This window comes from Gallionella capsiferriformans ES-2 (assembly GCF_000145255.1).
In the GTDB taxonomy this organism is placed as follows: Bacteria; Pseudomonadota; Gammaproteobacteria; order Burkholderiales; family Gallionellaceae; genus Gallionella; species Gallionella capsiferriformans.
The window spans coordinates 544,160-564,578 of the sequence record NC_014394.1; the positions used below are offsets into that span (position 1 = coordinate 544,160).

The window sequence follows — 20,419 nt, forward strand, 5'->3', positions numbered from 1 at the left end:
ACGGCAGCTCGCAGCGAGCTGCCGTTTTTATTTGGAGTGACAATGCGCTTGCATCCGGCCACGCAAATTCTGATTTGGTGTGTGTTACTGATGATCATGCAATTTATATCGCCTGATCGTTTGCTGGTTGCCGGTGCATGCATACTCATGCTTGCCTTTATGGTGTCACGGCATAAGTTAGTCCAGCTGTTGTCACGCACGCGCTGGATCATGTTCTCGCTGTGTCTCATTTATGGTTACACCACGATCGGCACGCCTGTATCTCAGGTGCTTGGCGATTTGAGCCCCAGTGTTGAAGGCTTGGCCGATGGCGGATTGCAGTTGATGCGGCTGATCGCCGCACTGGCGGGGCTTGCGATACTGCTGGATCGATTGCACCGGCAGGCGTTAATGTCCGGATTGTACTGTTTGTTTGCGCCCTTGAGTTGTTTCGGTCTGTCGCGTGAGCGTCTTGCGGTGCGCTTGGCACTCACGCTGCACTATGCAGAGGCGGGTATGTTGCGCGGGAGTTCATGGCAGGACAGTTTGCGCAGCCTGGCGGCTCAAAATGGGCAGCAGGCCGCTGAAAACAGGACGATGGAACTCACGCTTCATGGCTTCTCATGGTTGGATAAATTGTTGCTGGTGGCGATGGTAATATTGTTATGGCAGGTTGTGAGATGAGAATTGCGCTGGGTGTGGAATACGATGGAAAGCCTTATTGCGGTTGGCAGAGTCAGCCCGGCGGGCGGACCGTGCAGGATACGTTGCAGTCGGCATTGAGTCATATTGCCGATGCGCCTGTTACCGTGAATGCCGCAGGGCGTACCGATACCGGCGTGCATGCGCTCGAACAAGTCGTGCATTTTGAGACAGATGCCAATCGTCCTCTGAGCGCATGGGTGCGCGGCGTTAACGCCATGCTGCCGCCCAGTGTTGTGGTGCGCTGGGCGCATCCGGTACCGGATGAATTTCATGCCAGATTTTCAGCGCAGGGGCGCAGTTACCGCTATCTGCTTATTAATAAGCCGGTGCGCTCAGCGATTCATGCGGGCAAGGCGGGCTGGTTTCACCTGCCGCTGGATATTGCCCTGATGCGGGAGGCGGCAGGGTATTTGCTGGGCGAGCATGATTTTAGTGCATTTCGTGCTGCAGAGTGTCAGGCGAAATCTCCTGTCAAGTGCATGAATAAAATCGATATTTATTTGAATGGTGATGTGCTGGTGTTCGATTTGGAAGCGAATGCCTTTTTACATCATATGGTGAGAAATATTGTGGGTTGTCTGGTTTATGTCGGTAAAGGGAAATATCCGCCGGCATGGATGGCTGATTTACTGGCATCAAGGACACGTCATCTGGCCGCACCGACTTTTTCACCGGATGGCTTATACTTGCGCCGCATACAATACGACCCGACGTGGTGCTTACCCCAACAGGAGATGATGTGATACGAGTAAAAATTTGCGGTATCACGCGGCGCGAGGACTTGCTGGCAGTGGCAGCCTGTGGTGCAGATGCCATAGGCTTGGTGTTTTACAGCAAGAGCCCCCGGTTTGTCAGTTGCGATCTGGCGGCTCATTTGCTTGCCGTATTGCCGCCTTTTGTGACCGTCGTCGGCCTGTTTGTGAATGCCAGCGCAGACGACGTGCGTGAGGTGATGGAACGCGTGCCGCTGGATGTGTTGCAATTTCACGGTGATGAAACGCCCGAGTACTGCGTTCAGTTCAATAAGCCGTATCTGAAGGCAATTCGCGTCAAGCCGGGCGTGGATTTGTTACAATGCGCGGCGGATTTTCATCAGGCGCAGGGATTGTTGCTCGATGCACACGTCGAGGGCATTCCAGGCGGTACAGGCGCGGTGTTTGACTGGACGTTGATCCCCGGGCAGATTTCGCTGCCGCTGATTTTGTCCGGCGGATTAAATGTAGAAAATGTCGCGGCCGGAATTCAACAAGTGCAGCCTTACGCCGTCGATGTATCGAGCGGGGTAGAGGCTGACAACGGAATTAGCACCCTAAAGGGTGTAAAAGACGCGGCGAAAATCGCCCGTTTCATGCAAGAGGTTAAGAATGTACGATTATCCTGATATTACTGGCCATTTCGGGCAGTTCGGCGGCATATATATGGCGGAGACACTGATTCCCGCCGTAGAGGAATTGCGCGTGCAGTATTTGCGCTACCGCGATGATCCTGAATTTAAGGCTGAATTCGCCTATGAACTCAAACACTATGTCGGGCGTCCCAGTCCGATTTATCACGCGAAAAACTGGTCTGACCGCTTGGGCGGGGCGCAAATTTATCTCAAGCGTGAAGACTTGAATCATACTGGTGCGCACAAGATCAATAACGCGATCGGTCAGGCGCTGCTTGCCCGTCGCATGGGAAAGAAGCGCGTGATCGCCGAGACCGGCGCCGGGATGCATGGCGTCGCAACGGCTACCGTTGCCGCGCGTTACGGCATGGAGTGTATCGTTTACATGGGCGCTGAGGATATTCAGCGCCAGTCGCCTAATGTGTATCGCATGAAGCTGCTGGGCGCGACCGTCGTGCCCGTCACCAGTGGTTCCAGAACGCTCAAAGATGCATGCAATGAAGCGATTCGCGACTGGGTCACGAATGTCGAGAGCACTTTTTATATTTTCGGAACGGCAGCGGGCCCGCATCCCTATCCGATGATGGTGCGCGACTTTCAGTGCGTCATCGGCAATGAAGCCAAAATTCAGATGCCCGAGATGATCGGCCGTCAACCCGATGCGGTGATTGCCTGCGTCGGCGGCGGATCGAATGCCATTGGTCTGTTTTATCCATATATCGACGTGCCTGATGTGCAGATTATCGGCGTGGAAGCCGGCGGTCACGGGGTTGAAAGCGGCATGCATGCGGCACCGCTGACAGCGAATAGTCCTGTGGGCGTGCTGCATGGCAATAAGGTGAATTTGATACAGGATGAAAATGGTCAGATCAAAGAAACGCATTCGATTTCAGCAGGTCTGGATTACCCCGGCGTCGGGCCTGAGCACTGCTGGCTGAAAGACATCGGACGCGCTCAATATGTTGCCATCAATGATGATGAGGCGATGGCCGCTTTTCACGACCTGTGCCGTTTCGAAGGAATTATTCCTGCGCTCGAATCGAGTCACGCCTTAGCGCATGCGGCGAAGATTGCGCCCGGCATGAGCACGGACAAGGTTTTGCTGGTTAATCTGTCCGGTCGGGGCGACAAGGATATTAATACCGTCGCCCGGTTGTCGGGGATCACACTATGAGTCGCATACAGGCCGCGTTCGAGAAACTCAAACAACAGCAGCGCCGCGCGCTGATCCCATTTTTTACGGCAGGCGACCCGAGTCCGTCTGTGACCGTTCCCTTGATGCATGCGTTGGTATCATCCGGTGCTGATGTGATCGAACTGGGTGTGCCGTTTTCAGATCCGATGGCAGATGGCCCGACCATTCAGCGTGCTTCAGAGCGCGCGCTCAAACAGGGTATGTCGCTGCGTGGTGTGCTGGATCTGGTCGCTGAATTTCGCCGTACCAATGATGCAACGCCTGTCGTATTGATGGGCTACGGCAATCCGATCGAGGCGATGGGCTGGGCGAAATTTGCACAACGCTGCGCTGATGTCGGTGTGGACGGCGTGCTGACGGTCGATTTTCCGCCTGAAGAGAGCAGTGAAGCCTTCGAACATTTGCAGCGTCACGGCATTGATCCCATCTTTTTGCTGGCGCCGACCACTGAAGAGGCGCGCATCAAGCAGGTCGCAAAGCTTGCGCGCGGTTATGTGTATTATGTGTCGCTCAAGGGGGTCACAGGATCAGGCAGCATTGATCTGTCGGCCATCGAACAAAAATTACCCCTGTTGCGTCAGCACATCAAACTACCAATCGGGGTAGGTTTTGGTATACGCGATGCAGCGACGGCCAAAGCGGTCGCCAGTCTGTGTGACGGGGTGGTGGTGGGAAGTCGTATTGTTCAAGTTATTGAAGATTCGAATGAAGCGAACGTGGTCGATAACGTAAGTGCATTGATTAAAGAATTAAGGCTGGCTGTAGATCAGGCCTAAAGGAGATAGCATGAGCTGGTTTCAAAAATTATTACCGCCGAAAATCAACCGCCGTGAAGGCGATGCCAAAAAAAATGTTCCCGAAGGTTTATGGAGCAAATGTCCCTCCTGTGAGACCGTGCTGTATCACTCTGATCTGGAAAAGAATCTGGGTGTCTGTCCCAAATGTAGTTACCATCACCGCGCAAGCGCGCGCACGCGACTGGATTGGCTGCTCGACGGCGAAGGGCGCTTTGAAATTGGCGCTGAAGTCTTGCCGGTCGATACGCTCAAATTTAAGGACAGTCGCAAGTATTCCGAGCGACTGATCGCCTCCAAGAAAAGCACGGATGAGGATGATGCGCTGGTCGTGATGCAAGGCTGTATCAGGGACGTGCCGGTCGTGGTGGCTTGTTTTGAATTCGCCTTTATGGGTGGATCGATGGGCTCAGTGGTGGGCGAGCGTTTTGTACGCGGCGTGCAAGTGGCACTGGAGCAAAAATGTCCGTTTGTCTGCTTCGCTGCCAGCGGTGGCGCGCGCATGCAGGAAGGCTTGCTCTCCTTGATGCAGATGGCAAAAACCTGTGCCGCGCTGACGCAGTTGTCCGAAGAAAAGCTGCCGTTCATCTCTGTGCTGACCGACCCGACGATGGGTGGTGTATCCGCCAGTTTCGCTTTCATGGGCGATGTGGTGATCGCTGAACCCGGCGCACTGATCGGCTTTGCGGGCGCGCGCGTGATTCAGCAGACGGTGCGCGAAACGCTGCCGGAGGGATTTCAGCGTGCTGAATTCCTGCTCGAGCACGGTGCGGTTGACATGATCATCGACAGGCGTGAAATGCGCAATCAACTGGCGACTTTGATCACGCTGCTGACCCGTCAGCCGGCTGTTGTGGAGTTGGACGCGGCCTGATTGATCTACCCTATGCCTGAAAATTTAGCCGATTGGCTCACCTATCTTGAATCGCTGCATCCCAATACGATTGCGCTGGGATTAGAGCGTGTCGGTGAGGTCCGGCAGCGGCTGCAGCTCGCGCCTGATTTTCCGGTCATCATGGTGGGCGGGACAAATGGCAAGGGGTCGGTTTGTGCGATGCTCGAATCGGTTCTGTATGCGGCAGGCTATCAGGTCGGCTGTTATACCTCGCCGCACCTGATGCATTACAACGAACGTGTGCGAATCGGAAAGCACGCGGCATCGGACGATGAACTTTGCGCTTCTTTCGAGAAGATTGAACAGGTACGTGGCGATATCCCGCTCACCTATTTTGAATTCGGCACGCTGGCCGCAATGCAATTATTCATCGATCATAAGGTTGAGGTCGCCATACTCGAAGTGGGCTTGGGCGGGCGTCTGGATTCGGTCAATGTGTTCGATGCCGATTGTGCGATCGTGACATCGGTGGATATTGATCACACGGATTATCTGGGCGAGACGCGCGAGGCGATCGCTTATGAAAAGGCGGGGATTTTTCGCCCCGATCGCGTGGCCATCTTTGCCGACAGCGAATTGCCCCGGGCGATTGCCGATCATGCAGAGGCCATTGGCGCCGTGCTCTGGTGTGCGGGTGTGGACTTCGGTTTTAAATTGCATCAGGGGCAATGGGATTATCGAAGCCTGACGTGCGCGCGCAGCGCCTTGCCCCATCCTGCCTTGCGCGGTGCGTTTCAGTTAAATAATGCCAGTGCCGTGTTAGCCGCCCTCGATGCGTTGCAAGATAGGTTGCCTGTGAGTATGGCGGCGATACGTCGCGGTTTGACAGAAGTGCAACTGGCCGGGCGTTTTCAGTTCGTGCCGGGCAAGCCGCAGCTGATACTGGATGTGGCACACAACCCGCATGCGGCGCATTCGCTGGCACACAATCTGCAAAGTATGCCACCCTGTCCGCACACTTATGCGGTGTTCGGGATGCTAAAAGACAAGGATATCGCCGGTGTCGTGGCGGCGTTAAAGCCCTGCATTGATACCTGGCTGGTTGCGGGGCTCGCAGTGCCGCGCGGTGCCAGCTCAGCAATACTGGCGCAGGTACTGGCCGAGGCGGGGGTGACAGCTGAGGTGCTGGAATTTGCCAGTATTGCCGATGCGCTCCTGCATGCCTGTAATGCGGCGGGTGAAAATGATAGAATCGCGGCCTTCGGATCGTTCTACACGGTAGCGGATGCGATGGCCGCAAAAAAACTGCGCGTAGTTTGAGCGGAAATATTTGGAATGCCTGTGTGAGCAGGTTTGATGTAATTAAAGGTTTCAATCAATGGCAAAGCAACCTGAGGATCAGAATATTAAAAGCCGGGCGCGTCGTCGCCTGATCGGTGCGATTGCGCTCACGCTTGCGGTTGTGGTGATTTTGCCGATGGTGCTGGACAGTGAACCGAAAATAACCGGTCAGGATATCGAACTGCGCATCCCCGCAGCAGATAAAGCGGGGGAGTTTGTGCCGGGCGTTACGTTGTCGGAAGTGATTGAAGCGCCCGTGCAGATTGAATCAGCGGTCGCGGGGGCCTCAGAGACGCTTCCTGCAGCATCGGGAAAAATAACGGTCGCTGAAGTAAAGGATAAGCCTGTTGTTGAGACGCCAGTGGTCGCGATCAAAGAGGCTGAAGTGCGTGAGGCTAAGTCTGTTGAAACCCGGCCTGTAGAGGACAAGAAAATCGAAAAAAAACCGGTAAGTGACAAGCCGAGTGAAAAGACCATTGAAAAGCCAAGTGAAAAACTGGCTGGCAGTTATGTGGTTCAGGTGGGCGCTTTTTCAAATGCTGAGAAGGCGGCACAGGAAGCCGACAAGTTGAAGGGGTGGGGATTTAAGGCCTACACAGAAGTCATTGCAGGTACGACACGGGTGCGGGTAGGGCCGTATGTCGATCGCAGTAAGGCGGACGAAGTGCGCAAAATGCTGGAAAAGCACGACTTGCATCCGGCGATAACGGCCGTTAAATGACGGGTTTTGATTATGCAGTGATAGGAATTATGCTGGTCTCGCTGTCGCTGGGATTGTGGCGCGGTCTGGTGTACGAAGTATTATCCCTGCTGGGGTGGCCGCTCGCCTATCTGATCAGTCGCCAGTTTTCCGGTGTCGTGGCACCCATGCTGCCGGTCAGCCAAGACGAAGCGCGTGTCGCCTTGGCCTATGCGCTGGTGTTTATTGCCGTGCTGATCGTATGGGCGATGCTGGTGTGGATATTTACCAAGCTCATCAAGGCGGTCGGTCTGGGGCTGATCGATAGTTTGCTGGGCAGTTTGTTCGGATTGTTGCGCGGAATGCTGGTGATACTGATACTGGTGTGGCTGGCGGGCACCTCCAGCCTGCCCGAACAACGTTTTTGGCTTGATGCAAAATTCAGCAAGTGGGCAGAAGATGCAGCCCTGCTTTCCAAAGCGGTGTTGCCGGATGATATTGCCGCGCGCATCCATTACAGAAATAGAAATTAAAAGGAACTCAACATGTGTGGCATTCTCGGAGTGGTTTCGTATTCGCCTGCCAATCAGCTTTTGTATGATGGTTTGCAAGTTTTGCAGCATCGTGGTCAGGATGCTGCCGGTATTGCAACGATGGATGGCGATACGATCCATTTGCATAAGGGCAATGGACTGGTACGCGATGTGTTCCGCACCCGCAATATGCGGGCGCTGCAGGGAAATACCGGCATTGCACATGTCCGATACCCGACAGCCGGTTCTGCGGTAGATCACAACGAGGCGCAGCCGTTTTATGTGAATTCCCCATTTGGTATTGTATTGGGACACAATGGAAATCTGACTAACGCCGAAGAGTTGAAGAAGCAGCTTTTTGTACAGGATTTGCGTCACGTCAACACCAATTCAGACTCCGAAGTGCTGCTCAACGTGTTGGCACATGAGTTGCAGTCAAAATCCAAGGGATTGCGTCTGGATGCGGACAGTATTTTTGCCGCTGTGTCGGGTGTGCATCAACGTTGTCGAGGTGCCTATGCGGTGGTTGCCATCATCGCAGGCTATGGTTTGCTGGCGTTTCGCGATATTTACGGCATTCGCCCGCTGGTGATCGGTGTCAATGAGACGCCCGAAGGTAATGAGTATTTGATCGCATCGGAGAGCGTTGCGCTCGATACGCTGGGTTTTAAATTTCTGCGCGATGTCGCACCCGGTGAGGCTGTGTTTGTCGACTTCCAGGGTCGTCTATACACGCGTCAGTGCAGTGATAATGCACAGTTAAGCCCGTGTATTTTTGAATACGTGTATTTTTCGCGTCCGGATTCGGTCATCGACGGCATTTCAGTGCATGAGTCGCGCCTGTACATGGGGGAATATCTGGCGGATAAACTGGCGCGTATCTGGCCGGATGTCAAAATCGACGTGGTCATCCCGATTCCCGATTCGAGCCGTCCTAGCGCGCTGCAACTGGCGAACCGCCTGAATATTCTGTTCCGCGAAGGATTTGTCAAGAATCGCTATATCGGCCGTACCTTTATCATGCCGGGACAGGCGATGCGCAAGAAGTCGGTGCGCCAGAAGCTTAACGCGATCGGTCTGGAGTTCAAGGGCAAGAATGTGTTGCTGGTGGACGATTCCATCGTGCGCGGCACAACCAGTCGCGAGATTGTTCAGATGGCGCGCGATGCCGGTGCGCTGAAGGTGTATTTCGCATCCGCTGCGCCACCGGTACGCTACCCTAACGTCTATGGTATCGATATGCCCAGTCGCGCGGAGCTGATTGCAACGGGCCGTACCGATGAGGAAATCTGCCGTGAGATCGGCGCCGATGCGTTAATCTATCAGGATCTGGAAGATTTGAAATCCTCGGTGCGCAAGGCCAATCCGGCTATCGCCGAGTTTGAAGCCTCCTGTTTTGACGGTATTTATATTACGGGAGATATTACCCCGGCTTATCTTGATAAAGTCGAGCGAGGACGTTCGGCTGGCAAAGCCAATAAATCGGCGGACGACGATCAGATGGAGCTGGAGCTGGCGATGAGTGCTTCATCGATGTGATGAGCGGCAAGTCGTAAGTGGGAAGTGGTTAAAACAAAAAACCGTGTAGGGACAATATGAACGAAGAAAACTATCAGCCTGAAACGCTGGCCATCAGAGCCGGAACCGTGCGCAGCCAGTTTGGTGAGCATTCCGAGGCAATGTTTTTAACGTCCAGCTTCGTATTCGACAGCGCGGCTCAGGCCGCCGCGCGTTTCATCGGCGAGGAGCCGGGCAATATTTACGCGCGCTTCACGAATCCGACGGTCACCATGTTCGAAGAACGGCTGGCAGCGCTGGAGGGAGCAGAACAGTGCGTTGCCACAGCCTCTGGTATGTCTGCGATCCTTGCGTGTGTGATGGGCCTGTTGAAGGCCGGCGATCACATCGTCGCCTCACGAAGCCTGTTCGGCTCGACCGTCAATCTGTTTAACAACGTCATCAAAAAATTCGGCGTCGAGACGACCTATGTTTCGGCAACCGATGTGACCGAATGGCAGGCAGCGGTGCGTCCGAATACCCGGTTGTTCTTTCTCGAAACGCCGTCCAATCCGCTGACGGAAATTTCCGATATCAAAGCGATTTCACAAGTGGCCAAGGGCTGCGGCGCGCTGCTGGCGGTGGATAATTGTTTCTGTACACCGATCTTGCAGCGCCCGCTTGAGCTGGGCGCTGATGTTGTGATTCATTCAGCGACTAAATATCTGGACGGACAGGGGCGTGTGCTGGGCGGCGCGGTGCTGGGCAGTCGCAAGAACATGGAAGGGGTGTACGGATTTTTGCGCACAACGGGTCCGACCATGAGTGCGTTTAACGCCTGGGTTTTCTTAAAGGGCATGGAAACACTCAAGATTCGTATGGATGCGCATTCGGCATCCGCCTTGCAGCTGGCAAGCTGGCTCGAAGCGCAGCCCAATGTGTCGCGGGTTTTTTATCCCGGACTGCCTTCGCATCCTCAGCATGAATTAGCGATGCGCCAGCAGAAAACAGGCGGCGGCATCGTCGCCTTCGAGGTCGCGGGAGGCAAGGAGGCGGCATGGCGCGTGATCGACAATACCAAACTGCTGTCGATTACCGCCAATCTGGGCGATACCCGTACCACCATCTGTCATTCGGCCAGTACGACCCATGCCCGCATTAGTCCTGAGGCGCGTGCCGCTGCGGGTATATCAGATGGACTGATACGCATCGCGGTGGGATTAGAGGCGATCGTCGACATCCAAAACGATCTGGCGCGCGGCTTAAACGTCTGATGGATGTGTTAGCCGCTCAGGTCGGCGGATTGCTTAAATCGCATGGTGTGATGCTGGCGACAGCTGAATCCTGTACTGGCGGCGGTGTCGCTCAGGCGATCACCGAAATCGCCGGCAGCTCGGCTTGGTTCGAGCGCGGATTTGTGACCTATTCAAATTTATCCAAGCAGCAGATGCTCGGCGTTGAAGCCGCTACGCTTGAACAATACGGTGCCGTATCTGACGCAGTGGTGCGCGAGATGGTTGCAGGAGCGCTGCGGTACAGTGCTGCGCAGCTGGCCTTAGCCGTCAGCGGTATCGCGGGGCCTGATGGCGGTACGCCTGACAAACCGGTCGGTACCGTGTGGTTTGCATGGGGAATAAAAAATTCAGTAATGCAGACGCAGCGGTATCAACTCGCAGGTAACCGCAGCGAAGTCCGCGCACAAGCGGTGCGTATCGCCCTGCAAGGGGTGATCGATATGCTGAATCAACGTACCGAGACGGCATAAAATCATAAAAAGAACGATCGTTCTGTTCAGAAGCGAATTGATGTGCCATAATCTGCGAACTAATTTTGAAGGGATACACCATGGATGAGAATAAAAGCAAGGCGTTGATGGCGGCTTTAAGTCAGATCGAAAAGCAGTTCGGCAAAGGCTCGATCATGCGTCTGGGTGAAAACGAAGTTGCGCAGGATATACAGGTGGTATCGACCGGTTCATTGGGATTGGATATTGCGCTGGGTGTGGGCGGCTTGCCGCGCGGCCGCGTGATCGAAATCTACGGTCCTGAGTCCTCGGGTAAAACGACGCTAGCCTTGCAAGTTATCGCAGAAATGCAAAAGCTGGGCGGCACGGCGGCATTTATCGATGCGGAACACGCACTCGATCCGCAATACGCTCAAAAGCTCGGTGTTAAGGTTGAAGATCTGTTGATTTCGCAGCCGGACAATGGCGAGCAGGCGCTGGAAATTACCGACATGCTGGTGCGTTCAGCTTCTGTGGATGTGGTGGTCATCGACTCGGTTGCAGCGTTAACCCCAAAGGCTGAAATCGAAGGCGAAATGGGTGACTCGCAGATGGGGTTGCATGCACGATTGATGTCGCAAGCGCTGCGTAAGCTGACGGCTAATATCAAACGCTCCAACACGCTGGTGATCTTTATCAACCAGTTGCGTATGAAGATCGGCGTGATGTTCGGCAATCCTGAAACGACCACCGGCGGCAATGCGCTGAAATTTTATGCGTCGGTACGTCTGGATATTCGCCGCATCGGTGCGATCAAGAAGGGCGATGAGGTCATCGGTAACGAGACGCGTGTAAAAGTCGTCAAGAACAAGGTGGCACCGCCATTCAAGGAAGCCTTGTTCGATATCCTGTACGGTGAAGGGACATCCCGCGAAGGCGAAATTATTGATCTGGGCGTATTGCACAAGCTGATCGAAAAATCCGGTTCGTGGTACAGCTACAACGGCGAGAAAATCGGTCAGGGCAAAGACAATGTGCGTGAATTTTTGCGTACGCGTTCGGAAATGGCGTTCGAAATTGAAAACAAGATTCGCACCCTTGTCGGCGTTGCGCTAATCGAAGCCGGCGAGTCCCCGAAGGCGGCCGCCAAAGCCAAAGCGGCTGAAAAATTGGCACTGGCAGGTGAAGAAAAGGCCTGAAATTAGTTTACGCGGGCGCGCCTTGCAATATCTGGCGCGTCGCGAGTACACCCGTGCCGAACTGGCGGCAAAACTTCGACCCTACGCACAGGTCGAAGATGATTTTGAGCAAGTGCAACCCGTTGATCTAGAATCTGTCTTAGATGGCTTGGTAGACTCCGGCTACTTATCCGACGAGCGCGCTGCCACGCAGATTCTGCATGCCAGACGTCCTCGTTTCGGTACTCATCGTATTACCCATGAAATGCATCAGAAGGGCTTGAGTGAAGAGCTGATCGCAGAGGCGTTGCCTGTCTTGAAGGAGTCAGAGCTTGATACGGCCCGCGATGTCTGGCAGCGAAAATTCGGCATACTGCCTCATGATGCAAAGGAAAAAGCAAAACAGATGCGCTTCTTGCAATCGCGCGGTTTCGGTTTTGATGTCATTTTCAAGGTATTGCAAGCGACTGACGAAGAGAATTGATCATGACCGTCGTTATTCATGGTGATCGTTTTCTTTTCAACCACCCAAGTTCAGCAGAGCCTCTACAGCGTCAGGTGTAGAAAACAGCTTCGATCGTTAAGACCTACTTTTCCCAGTGGCTCGAAAAGCGTGCCGGATGGTATGATGCGCACCTTGTCCGGTGTGCGCGCATGCCAGCTACGATCAGTGATGGATGAAAATTATGAAAAGCAGTGAAATCCGCCAGCAGTTTTTAGACTTTTTCGCCTCAAAAGGCCATGCGATCGTCGCCTCCAGCTCGCTGGTGCCGCATGATGATCCTACCCTGTTGTTCACCAACGCGGGAATGAACCAGTTTAAAGACGTATTTTTAGGCTTTGATAAGCGTCCCTATGTGCGCGCGGCATCCAGCCAGAAATGCGTCAGAGCAGGCGGTAAGCACAACGACTTGGAAAACGTCGGCTATACCGCACGACACCATACTTTTTTCGAAATGCTGGGCAATTTTAGCTTCGGCGATTATTTCAAGCGCGATGCGATTTCTTTTGCGTGGGAATTGCTCACCGAGGTATTCAAACTGCCTAAAGAGCGTCTTTACGTCACGGTGTATGCCGAGGACGACGAGGCTTACGATATCTGGACCAAAGAGATGGGGCTCGAAGCTTCCCGCGTCATTCGTATCGGCGACAACAAAGGCGCGCGCTACGCATCGGATAATTTCTGGATGATGGGCGATACCGGCCCTTGCGGCCCTTGTACCGAGATTTTCTACGATCACGGCGAACATATTTCTGGCGGGCTGCCCGGTACACCGGAAGAAGATGGTGACCGTTTCATCGAAATCTGGAATAACGTCTTTATGCAGTTCAATCGCGATGAGGCGGGCGTGATGCATCCGCTGCCTAAACCGTCGGTCGATACCGGTATGGGGCTGGAACGTATTTCGGCGGTGTTGCAGCATGTGCATGCTAACTATGAAATTGACCTGTTTCAGGCACTGATCAATGCTGCAGCGCGTGAGACGAATTGCAGCGATATGGATTCGCCTTCCCTGAAAGTGCTGGCCGATCACATCCGTGCCTGTTCGTTCCTGATTGCAGACGGCGTGATTCCCGGCAATGAAGGTCGCGGTTTCGTGCTGCGCCGTATCATCCGTCGGGCGATTCGTCACGGCTATAAGCTGGGCGCGCGCGAGGCATTTTTCTACAAGCTGGTGCCGGATCTGGTTGCACAAATGGGGGTGGCCTATCCTGAACTTACTGCGGCTCAGGATCGCGTGAAGGGCGTATTGAAACTGGAAGAAGAGCGCTTCTTTGCCACCATCGAAAACGGCATGGCGATCTTAGAAGCTGATTTACTTGCGATGAAACAGGCCGGCAACACCGTCTTTAACGGGGAAACGGCTTTCAAACTGCATGATACCTTCGGTTTTCCAGTCGATTTGACCGCAGACGTATGCCGCGAACACGGCGTGACCGTCGATGTCGCCGCCTTCGATGCCGCAATGGCGCAGCAAAAACAACAGGCGCGTGCGGCTGGCAAATTCAAGATGGCGGCTAATCTTGAATATGAAGGGCCTGCGACGCTGTTTCATGGTTATGAGACCCTCGAACATGCAGGCTGCGTACTGGCGCTGTATAAAGACGGTGTGTCGGTTGGCGAACTCAATGAGGGCGACACCGGTGTCGTCGTGCTGGATAACACCCCTTTCTACGCCGAGTCAGGCGGTCAGACGGGCGACTCGGGCGAGTTGCGCGGTTCGCACGGCATCTTCGCGGTGGAAGATACGCAAAAAATTCAGGCTGCGGTGTTCGGTCACCACGGTGTGTTAAAAACAGGAAAACTGCTGGTCGGTAATGGCGTTCAGGCGCGCGTGAACATGGCGGCGCGCCGTGCGACGGAGCGTAATCACTCGGTGACCCATCTGATGCATAAAGCATTAAGGGAGGTGCTGGGCGCTCATGTGCAGCAGAAGGGGTCGCAAGTCGATGCGGATAAAACGCGCTTCGACTTTGTGCACAGCCAGCCGGTGACGGATAGCGAAGTTTTAAGGGTCGAGTTCATCGTCAATGCGGAGATACTCTCCAATGCGGCGAGCCAGTCACGCGTAATGGGGATAGAAGATGCGCAGCAGACCGGCGCGATGATGCTGTTCGGCGAGAAATACGGCGATGAAGTGCGTGTGCTGAATATCGGTAGCTCGATTGAGCTGTGCGGCGGTACGCACGTTGCACGTACGGGGGATATCGGGCTGTTCAAGATTGTCAGTGAAAGCGGTGTTGCGGCAGGGGTTCGTCGTATTGAGGCGGTCACCGGTGAGGGGGCACTCGATCTGATCCAGATGCAGCAGCGCCAGTTGCGCGCGGTTGCGGATGCGGTGAAGGCGCAGCCTCATGAGGCTGCAGGCCGTATTGCGCAATTGCTCGATCACCAGAAGTCGCTTGAAAAAGAATTGACTGCGCTCAAATCCAAGCTGGCCTCGGCTCAGGGTGACGAACTGGTGGCTCAGGCACAGGATATTAACGGCGTCAAAGTACTGGCCGCCTTATTGCCGGGGGCGGATGCGGCGATCTTGCGCGAGACACTGGACAAGTTGAAGGATAAGCTCAAATCGGCTGTCATTTTGCTGGCGTCGGTGACTGACGGTAAGGTCGCGTTGATTGCGGGTGTCACGGCAGATCAGACGGCCAAGGTGAAAGCCGGCGAACTGGTGAATATGGCAGCACAGAAAGTCGGCGGTAAAGGCGGCGGCAGGCCGGACATGGCGCAGGCGGGTGGCACGCAACCGGAGCATCTAGCCGCTGCGCTGGCTTCTGTCACGGACTGGGTTCGCAACAAGTTATAGATTGGCGAGTCCGGCCTCGCTGGCTGCTCCCGCAAACGGCTGATGAAGCGATGCTTCATCAGTAACGTGTCGCAGCCGCACCGGAATGGCGCAAGCAGGTGGCACGCAACCGGAGCATCTTGCGGCGGCCTTGGCGTCTGTACCTGACTGGGTGCGTAGCAAGCTGTAAACTTGTCGCATCTGAAATTTAAAAGAGGCATCCTTAACCGGATGCCTCTTTTATTTAGAACGGCAATTTTAGATTGGGCGCGGCCTGAATAAGCAGGCGGCGGAATTCGTGCTGAATGCGCAGCAGTGCGGATTCTGTTTCGGCCTCGAAGCGCAACACGATGGCGGGTGTGGTATTGGAGGCTCTCGCTAAGCCGAAGCCGTCTTTATACTCGACGCGCAGCCCGTCTATCGTGATGATCTCCAGCGCATCGGTGAAACGGGCGTTTTTATTTAGTTCAGCCAGCAGTGCATGATTTTCACCTTCCCGCGTCTTGATGTGCAGTTCAGGCGTGCTGCATGAATCGGGCAGCGCGTTAAGGACAGCGGAAGGATCTGCGCCATTGCTTAAGATTTCCAAAAGTCGTGCGCCCGCATAGAGTCCGTCATCGAAGCCATACCAGCGTTCTTGAAAGAACAGGTGACCGGTCATTTCACCCGCAAGCTGGGCGCCGGTTTCACGCATCTTCGCCTTGATTAGCGAATGGCCGGTTTTCCAGATGATAGGCACGCCGCCGTGCGATCTTACCCAGTCGAACAGATGGCGGGTCGATTTGATATCGAAGATGACGGTCGCGCCCTGATTGCGGCTTAACATATCGGCGGCAAACAACATCAGCTGACGATCTGGATAGATGATGTCACCGGTCCGTGTGACTACGCCCAGGCGATCGCCATCGCCGTCGAATGCAAGCCCCAGTTCGCTGCCGTTGGATTTGACGGCAGCAATGAGGTCTTGCAGATTTTCGGGTATAGACGGATCGGGATGGTGGTTGGGGAAATGGCCATCCACTTCGCAATACAGTTCCACGACCTCGCAGCCCAGTTGGCGGTAAAGCTCGGCGGCATACGCCCCCGCCACACCGTTGCCGCAGTCGACGGTAAGCTTCATCGGTCGCGCCGGTTTAACGTCACAGGCGATGCGGCTGAGATAAGCAGCGCTGATGTCTTGCAGGCTGTAACTGCCGCAGCCTGCTGTTAAATCGTTTTGTTCGATGCGGCAGCGCAACGCCTGTATCGCCTCACCGAATAACGTCTCGCCAGCCAGTACGATTTTTAAACCGTTGTAGTCGGGCGGGTTGTGGCTGCCGGTCAGCACCACGCAACAATCGGTGTTTAGATGGAAAGCGGCGAAATAGGCCATCGGCGTTGTCACACAGCCGATGTCGATGACGTCAATGCCACTTTTTTGGATGCCGCGTGCAAGTGCTTGACTCAGTTGCGGGCCGGACAGGCGGCCGTCGCGGCCAATCACGATGGTGTGCTGATTGCGTGCAATAGCTTCAGAACCGATGGCGTGTCCTATGGCTTCAACGACGCAGGAGGTTAGTGTCTTCCCGACGATGCCGCGGATGTCATAGGCTTTAAAAATTTCTCGCTGTATAGTGTTCATCGACTTGGTGCTCGTTGTTATCGTTGCCGGTTATTCCGCTTGGTAAAAGCGAATGGTATTTCGTCCTGCATGCCTAGCCTGATACATCGCCGCATTGGCGCAGATGATGATGTCATCTTGGCAGATTTCATGGCCTAGAAAAAGAACCAGACCGATACTGGTCGTGCAATGATATTCTACCTCTGTGTCAGGCTGCCCCTCGTGTTTGACGGTCAACTGATACGGTGTGGACAGGCAGGCGAGAATTTTTTCCGCAACGCGGGTCGCTTCGATAGTCGAGGCCTGTTCGTTCGTATCCAGTTCGCTGAGCATGACGACAAACTCATCGCCACAGAAACGGGCCACCGTATCTATTTCCCGCACACAGGCCCGCAAACGGTTTGCGGCTTCTATTGTCAGTATGTGATCATGGGTGTCGTTGATGGGCTTGAAATTATCCAAGTCGAGGAACATTAACGCGCCATAGCCGCCGCTGCGTTTTCCGGCCGACATGGCCCGGCTGAGTCTGTCATTGAGCAGACGACGGTTGGGAAGCTGGGTCAGCGGGTCGTAGAAGGCCAATTGTCTGACCTGATCTTCCATTCGTTTGCGTTCGGTAATGTCGGTGTGCGTGCCGATCAGTCGTATCGGATGCCCCTCCGCGTCACGTGCGACTACCATGCCGCGATCCAGTATCCATTTATAATCGCCATCTTTACTGAGTACGCGGTGCTCGCTCAGATAGCTGGAGGATTTTCCTGTGAGATAGGCTTGAACGGATGCGAGGGTGCCAGCTTTGTCATCGGGGTGGATACGCATCTCCCATTCATCCAGACCGTTGCCAACTTCGTTTTCGGCGTAGCCTAGCATCTGTTTCCAGCGTTCGGAATAGAATACGATGTTTTGTGCGACGTCCCAATCCCACAGGCCGTCCCCTGAACCTTCAATGGCGAATTTCCAGCGAAATTCACTTTCAATCAGTTTGGCTTCCAGTTTTGCGCGTATCAGTGCGTGTGAAATGGCCTTGCCGAGGGCATTGTGTTCGTATTGTCCCTTAATGACATAGTCCTGTGCCCCTTCTTCTAAGGCGGCAAGCGCAATATCGTTGTCGTTATTACCGGACAGTACGATGATAGGCACGGTGGGCAACAGCATGCGCATGCGTTTAACCGTGCTGATGCCGAATGAATCGGGCAGACTCAGATCGAGCAGGATGATATCGGGCCGGTCGAGCACGACCTGCTGTTCAGCCTGTGCTAAGGTCGTCACCCAGGTCACCGGATCAGGAACGATATTCTGGATATAACCTGCCATGCGCAGGTAGACCCGTATCAATCCATAGTCACCGGTATCGTCTTCAACGGCGAGAATTTTTACACTCAAGACGGAGTTGTCACTCATGCTCAACTTTCATTACTGTGATGAGTTACAAATGGGGTTGTCGTATCTTCAGGTCAGGGCCAACTGACAGGTTTAGCTTACAGCACAGGATGTATTTTTTGCCACACTAGATCGGGGGTGAGGTGATTCATGCAGTTGAAATGCCCCAGCGGACATTCGCGCTTAAAACAAGGGCTGCATTTGATGTCCAGTTTGACGACTTGCGCGGAATTGGACAGCGGCGGGGTGAACTCCGGGCTGCTCGAGCCAAACAGGGCGATCAGTGTCCGATCGAGCGCGGCGGCTAGATGCATCAGGCCGGAGTCGTTGCTGATCACGAGTGTTGCCACCGAGAGCAGCGCGATGGCATCGCTCAAATCGGTGCTGCCACAAAGATTGCGGGTGTCAGGGTTGCCGAGGGCGACTATTTTTTCTGCCACTTCACGATCTTTATTCGAGCCGACTAACCAGACTGCATACCCTTGCGCGTGCAGGCGCTGGGCGATTTCGGCAAAATAAGCGATCGGCCAGCGTTTGGCGGGGCCGTATTCTGCCCCAGGACAAAATACAGCAACGGGTTTTTCGAGCGTGAGACCGAGCTTAGTGAGAGTGGTATCGCGCTGTGCTGCGGATACGCTCAACTTCGGATTCGCCAGCGGGCGCGGTATGATGCCGAAGCGATCTTCAGCCAGTTCGGCGAAACGCTCTACCATTAGCGGCAGATGGTGTTTGTTGAGTGGACGGGCATCGTTGAGCAGGCCGTAGCGCAGCTCACCAACGAAACCGGTGCGTAGCGGAATGTTGGCGAAAAAAGGTATCAGTGCGGATTTGAGCGAATTAGGTAGTACGATAGCCTGATCGTATTGGCCGGCTCGCAGCTCAACGCCCAGCCGGTAGCGTTCTTTGATATTTAACGCGCCGTGACCGAAGGGATTGACGATGGCCTGATTGACTTCGGGTAACGCGTGCAGTAATCCCGCCGTCCAGGCCGGGGCCAGTACATCGATCAGGCACCCCGGATGGCGTTGTTTCAGTCGCATCAGCATCGGCTGCATCAGCATGCAATCGCCTACCCAGCTGGGCCCGATGACTAAAATTTTATGCATGCTGATGTATTCCCGAGTGTTGCCGATTGCACGGCAGAACCTGCTAGTGGTGAGACTTGGGGCGTTCGCCTTTAAACTTATACAGGGTGCCGCAATACGGGCAGTGCGCCTCGCCCTCACCATCGAGTGCCAACGCCACTCTGGGATGCGCGTTCCACAGCTTGGCAGAGGGCATCGGGCAGGTCAGTGGCAGGTCGTGCGCGGTGACGTCGATTTGACGATGGGTGATTGTGCTCACGCTATTTCTCCTTAAACGTAGTCCAGCCAGTCGGTATGGTTCGGGTGTCTTCCTGCCACGCAATCGAAGAATGCCTGCTGCAGCAAAGTGGTAATCGGGCCGCGTGAACCCGCACCAATCTGGCGTTGATCCAGTTCGCGGATCGGGGTCACTTCCGCTGCCGTGCCGGTAAAGAAGGCTTCTTCTGCACAATAAATTTCATCGCGCGTGATACGCTTTTCAATCACTTCGATGCCCATTTCTTTGGCCAGCGTGATGACGGAGTCGCGGGTAATTCCTTCTAAGCAGGACGTTAAATCCGGCGTATAGAGGCGGCCCTTTTTCACGATGAACAGGTTTTCGCCCGCGCCTTCAGCCACATAGCCGTCCACATCCAGTAACAGCGCTTCGTCGTAACCGTCGTTGGCGACTTCCTGATGCGCGAGAATCGAATTGGCGTAGGTTGTCACCGACTTTGCGCGGCACATGTTGACGTTGACATGGTGACGGGTGAAACTGGATGTCTTGACACGTATACCCTTTTGCATGCCTTCGTCACCCAGATAGGCGCCCCACGGCCAGGCGGCAATGGCCACGTGAGTGGATAGGGTGGTTGCAGCAATGCCCATCGCTTCGGATCCATAGAAGCAAATCGGACGGATATAGCAGGATTCGAGTTTGTTGGAGCGCACGACTTCGCGGTGTGCTTCCATGATTGTTTCTTTGTCATACGGCATCTTCATCTGAAAGATATGTGCCGAATTGAACAGGCGTTCGGTATGCTCGCGCAGTCTGAAAATCGCCGTGCCTTCCGCAGCCTTATAGGCGCGTACCCCTTCGAATACCCCCATGCCGTAGTGCAGGGTATGGGTCAGTACATGGGTGGTAGCATCGCGCCAGGGCACAAGTTTGCCGTCGTGCCAGATAAAACCGTCGCGGTCGGACATGGACATATTCGTATTCCTTAAGATGGGTCGGTTGCA

At 54.6% G+C, this 20,419-nt stretch carries 20 protein-coding genes; 15 read left to right on the forward strand and 5 right to left on the reverse strand.

The features are described from left to right. Positions 1–96 precede the first annotated feature (96 nt). The 15 genes from GALF_RS14765 to alaS all read left to right on the forward strand — a co-directional run bounded on the left by GALF_RS14765 (position 97) and on the right by alaS (position 15,154). Entirely contained in the window at positions 97–663 is a 567-nt protein-coding gene (locus GALF_RS14765; protein WP_150102555.1) for a hypothetical protein, read from the forward strand. Further along, positions 660–1,427, forward strand: a complete 768-nt coding sequence (truA, locus tag GALF_RS02520; protein ID WP_013292484.1) for a tRNA pseudouridine(38-40) synthase TruA — start codon at positions 660–662, stop codon at positions 1,425–1,427. Before GALF_RS14765 ends, truA begins: the two co-directional genes overlap by 4 nt. Then, the gene (locus GALF_RS02525) at positions 1,424–2,065 is read left to right on the forward strand and encodes a phosphoribosylanthranilate isomerase (protein WP_013292485.1); all 642 of its coding nucleotides are present in this window, start codon (positions 1,424–1,426) and stop codon (positions 2,063–2,065) included. The genes truA and GALF_RS02525 overlap by 4 nt, the downstream gene beginning before the upstream one ends. Then, complete coding sequence (trpB, locus tag GALF_RS02530) at positions 2,049–3,245, forward strand: tryptophan synthase subunit beta (protein ID WP_013292486.1); 1,197 nt, start codon at positions 2,049–2,051, stop codon at positions 3,243–3,245. Before GALF_RS02525 ends, trpB begins: the two co-directional genes overlap by 17 nt. Further along, positions 3,242–4,042 (forward strand): tryptophan synthase subunit alpha, encoded by an 801-nt coding sequence (gene trpA, locus GALF_RS02535; RefSeq protein WP_013292487.1) that lies wholly within the window; start codon positions 3,242–3,244, stop codon positions 4,040–4,042. Before trpB ends, trpA begins: the two co-directional genes overlap by 4 nt. Before the next feature lie 10 nt (positions 4,043–4,052). Beyond that, positions 4,053–4,934, forward strand: a complete 882-nt coding sequence (gene accD, locus GALF_RS02540; protein WP_013292488.1) for an acetyl-CoA carboxylase, carboxyltransferase subunit beta — start codon at positions 4,053–4,055, stop codon at positions 4,932–4,934. Between the two features lie 12 nt (positions 4,935–4,946). Continuing rightward, positions 4,947–6,215: a bifunctional tetrahydrofolate synthase/dihydrofolate synthase gene (folC, locus tag GALF_RS02545; RefSeq protein WP_013292489.1), complete on the forward strand. Its 1,269-nt coding sequence runs from the start codon at positions 4,947–4,949 to the stop codon at positions 6,213–6,215. 58 nt (positions 6,216–6,273) lie between these two features. Beyond that, the gene (locus tag GALF_RS02550; protein ID WP_013292490.1) at positions 6,274–6,957 is read left to right on the forward strand and encodes an SPOR domain-containing protein; all 684 of its coding nucleotides are present in this window, start codon (positions 6,274–6,276) and stop codon (positions 6,955–6,957) included. Further along, on the forward strand, positions 6,954–7,448 hold the full coding sequence (locus GALF_RS02555) for a CvpA family protein (RefSeq protein WP_013292491.1): 495 nt from the start codon (positions 6,954–6,956) through the stop codon (positions 7,446–7,448). The genes GALF_RS02550 and GALF_RS02555 overlap by 4 nt, the downstream gene beginning before the upstream one ends. 12 nt (positions 7,449–7,460) lie before the next feature. Beyond that, the gene (purF, locus tag GALF_RS02560) at positions 7,461–8,987 is read left to right on the forward strand and encodes an amidophosphoribosyltransferase (RefSeq protein ID WP_013292492.1); all 1,527 of its coding nucleotides are present in this window, start codon (positions 7,461–7,463) and stop codon (positions 8,985–8,987) included. 56 nt (positions 8,988–9,043) lie between these two features. After that, positions 9,044–10,219, forward strand: a complete 1,176-nt coding sequence (locus GALF_RS02565) for an O-succinylhomoserine sulfhydrylase (RefSeq protein WP_013292493.1) — start codon at positions 9,044–9,046, stop codon at positions 10,217–10,219. Further along, complete coding sequence (gene pncC / locus GALF_RS02570) at positions 10,219–10,710, forward strand: nicotinamide-nucleotide amidase (RefSeq protein WP_013292494.1); 492 nt, start codon at positions 10,219–10,221, stop codon at positions 10,708–10,710. The genes GALF_RS02565 and pncC overlap by 1 nt, the downstream gene beginning before the upstream one ends. A gap of 80 nt (positions 10,711–10,790) precedes the next feature. Then, complete coding sequence (recA, locus tag GALF_RS02575) at positions 10,791–11,867, forward strand: recombinase RecA (protein WP_013292495.1); 1,077 nt, start codon at positions 10,791–10,793, stop codon at positions 11,865–11,867. After that, on the forward strand, positions 11,851–12,330 hold the full coding sequence (gene recX / locus GALF_RS02580; RefSeq protein WP_013292496.1) for a recombination regulator RecX: 480 nt from the start codon (positions 11,851–11,853) through the stop codon (positions 12,328–12,330). Before recA ends, recX begins: the two co-directional genes overlap by 17 nt. A gap of 202 nt (positions 12,331–12,532) precedes the next feature. Beyond that, positions 12,533–15,154, forward strand: coding sequence for an alanine--tRNA ligase (gene alaS, locus GALF_RS02585; protein ID WP_013292497.1), 2,622 nt, complete (start codon positions 12,533–12,535; stop codon positions 15,152–15,154). Positions 15,155–15,377: 223 nt separating this feature from the next. Here the strand turns inward: alaS and GALF_RS02590 are convergent, their stop codons facing one another. The 5 genes from GALF_RS02590 to GALF_RS02610 all read right to left on the reverse strand — a co-directional run bounded on the left by GALF_RS02590 (position 15,378) and on the right by GALF_RS02610 (position 20,389). Further along, positions 15,378–16,754 (reverse strand): phosphomannomutase/phosphoglucomutase, encoded by a 1,377-nt coding sequence (locus tag GALF_RS02590; RefSeq protein ID WP_013292498.1) that lies wholly within the window; start codon positions 16,752–16,754, stop codon positions 15,378–15,380. A 30-nt stretch (positions 16,755–16,784) separates the two neighbouring features. Further along, complete coding sequence (locus tag GALF_RS02595) at positions 16,785–18,134, reverse strand: diguanylate cyclase domain-containing protein (protein ID WP_013292499.1); 1,350 nt, start codon at positions 18,132–18,134, stop codon at positions 16,785–16,787. A gap of 77 nt (positions 18,135–18,211) precedes the next feature. After that, positions 18,212–19,219: a lipopolysaccharide heptosyltransferase II gene (waaF, locus tag GALF_RS02600; RefSeq protein ID WP_013292500.1), complete on the reverse strand. Its 1,008-nt coding sequence runs from the start codon at positions 19,217–19,219 to the stop codon at positions 18,212–18,214. A 43-nt stretch (positions 19,220–19,262) separates the two neighbouring features. Then, positions 19,263–19,457 carry a zinc-finger domain-containing protein gene (locus GALF_RS15200; protein ID WP_013292501.1) on the reverse strand — a complete coding sequence of 65 codons (195 nt, stop codon included), beginning with the start codon at positions 19,455–19,457 and terminating at the stop codon, positions 19,263–19,265. A gap of 11 nt (positions 19,458–19,468) precedes the next feature. Further along, positions 19,469–20,389, reverse strand: a complete 921-nt coding sequence (locus tag GALF_RS02610; RefSeq protein ID WP_013292502.1) for a branched-chain amino acid transaminase — start codon at positions 20,387–20,389, stop codon at positions 19,469–19,471. Positions 20,390–20,419: the final 30 nt, after the last annotated feature.

Bases quoted from the DNA above. Each gene is read 5' to 3' on its own strand.
- pncC (WP_013292494.1), top strand. From the start codon at position 10,219: ATGGATGTGTTAGCCGCTCAGGTCGGCGGATTGCTTAAATCGCATGGT.
- purF (WP_013292492.1), top strand. From the start codon at position 7,461: ATGTGTGGCATTCTCGGAGTGGTTTCGTATTCGCCTGCCAATCAGCTT.
- trpA (WP_013292487.1), top strand. From the start codon at position 3,242: ATGAGTCGCATACAGGCCGCGTTCGAGAAACTCAAACAACAGCAGCGC.
- GALF_RS02550 (WP_013292490.1), top strand. From the start codon at position 6,274: ATGGCAAAGCAACCTGAGGATCAGAATATTAAAAGCCGGGCGCGTCGT.
- GALF_RS02555 (WP_013292491.1), top strand. From the start codon at position 6,954: ATGACGGGTTTTGATTATGCAGTGATAGGAATTATGCTGGTCTCGCTG.
- GALF_RS02595 (WP_013292499.1), bottom strand. From the start codon at position 18,134: ATGAGTGACAACTCCGTCTTGAGTGTAAAAATTCTCGCCGTTGAAGAC.
- accD (WP_013292488.1), top strand. From the start codon at position 4,053: ATGAGCTGGTTTCAAAAATTATTACCGCCGAAAATCAACCGCCGTGAA.
- alaS (WP_013292497.1), top strand. From the start codon at position 12,533: ATGAAAAGCAGTGAAATCCGCCAGCAGTTTTTAGACTTTTTCGCCTCA.
- GALF_RS14765 (WP_150102555.1), top strand. From the start codon at position 97: ATGCAATTTATATCGCCTGATCGTTTGCTGGTTGCCGGTGCATGCATA.
- truA (WP_013292484.1), top strand. From the start codon at position 660: ATGAGAATTGCGCTGGGTGTGGAATACGATGGAAAGCCTTATTGCGGT.
- trpB (WP_013292486.1), top strand. From the start codon at position 2,049: ATGTACGATTATCCTGATATTACTGGCCATTTCGGGCAGTTCGGCGGC.
- folC (WP_013292489.1), top strand. From the start codon at position 4,947: ATGCCTGAAAATTTAGCCGATTGGCTCACCTATCTTGAATCGCTGCAT.
- waaF (WP_013292500.1), bottom strand. From the start codon at position 19,219: ATGCATAAAATTTTAGTCATCGGGCCCAGCTGGGTAGGCGATTGCATG.
- GALF_RS02590 (WP_013292498.1), bottom strand. From the start codon at position 16,754: ATGAACACTATACAGCGAGAAATTTTTAAAGCCTATGACATCCGCGGC.
- GALF_RS02565 (WP_013292493.1), top strand. From the start codon at position 9,044: ATGAACGAAGAAAACTATCAGCCTGAAACGCTGGCCATCAGAGCCGGA.
- GALF_RS02610 (WP_013292502.1), bottom strand. From the start codon at position 20,389: ATGTCCATGTCCGACCGCGACGGTTTTATCTGGCACGACGGCAAACTT.
- recA (WP_013292495.1), top strand. From the start codon at position 10,791: ATGGATGAGAATAAAAGCAAGGCGTTGATGGCGGCTTTAAGTCAGATC.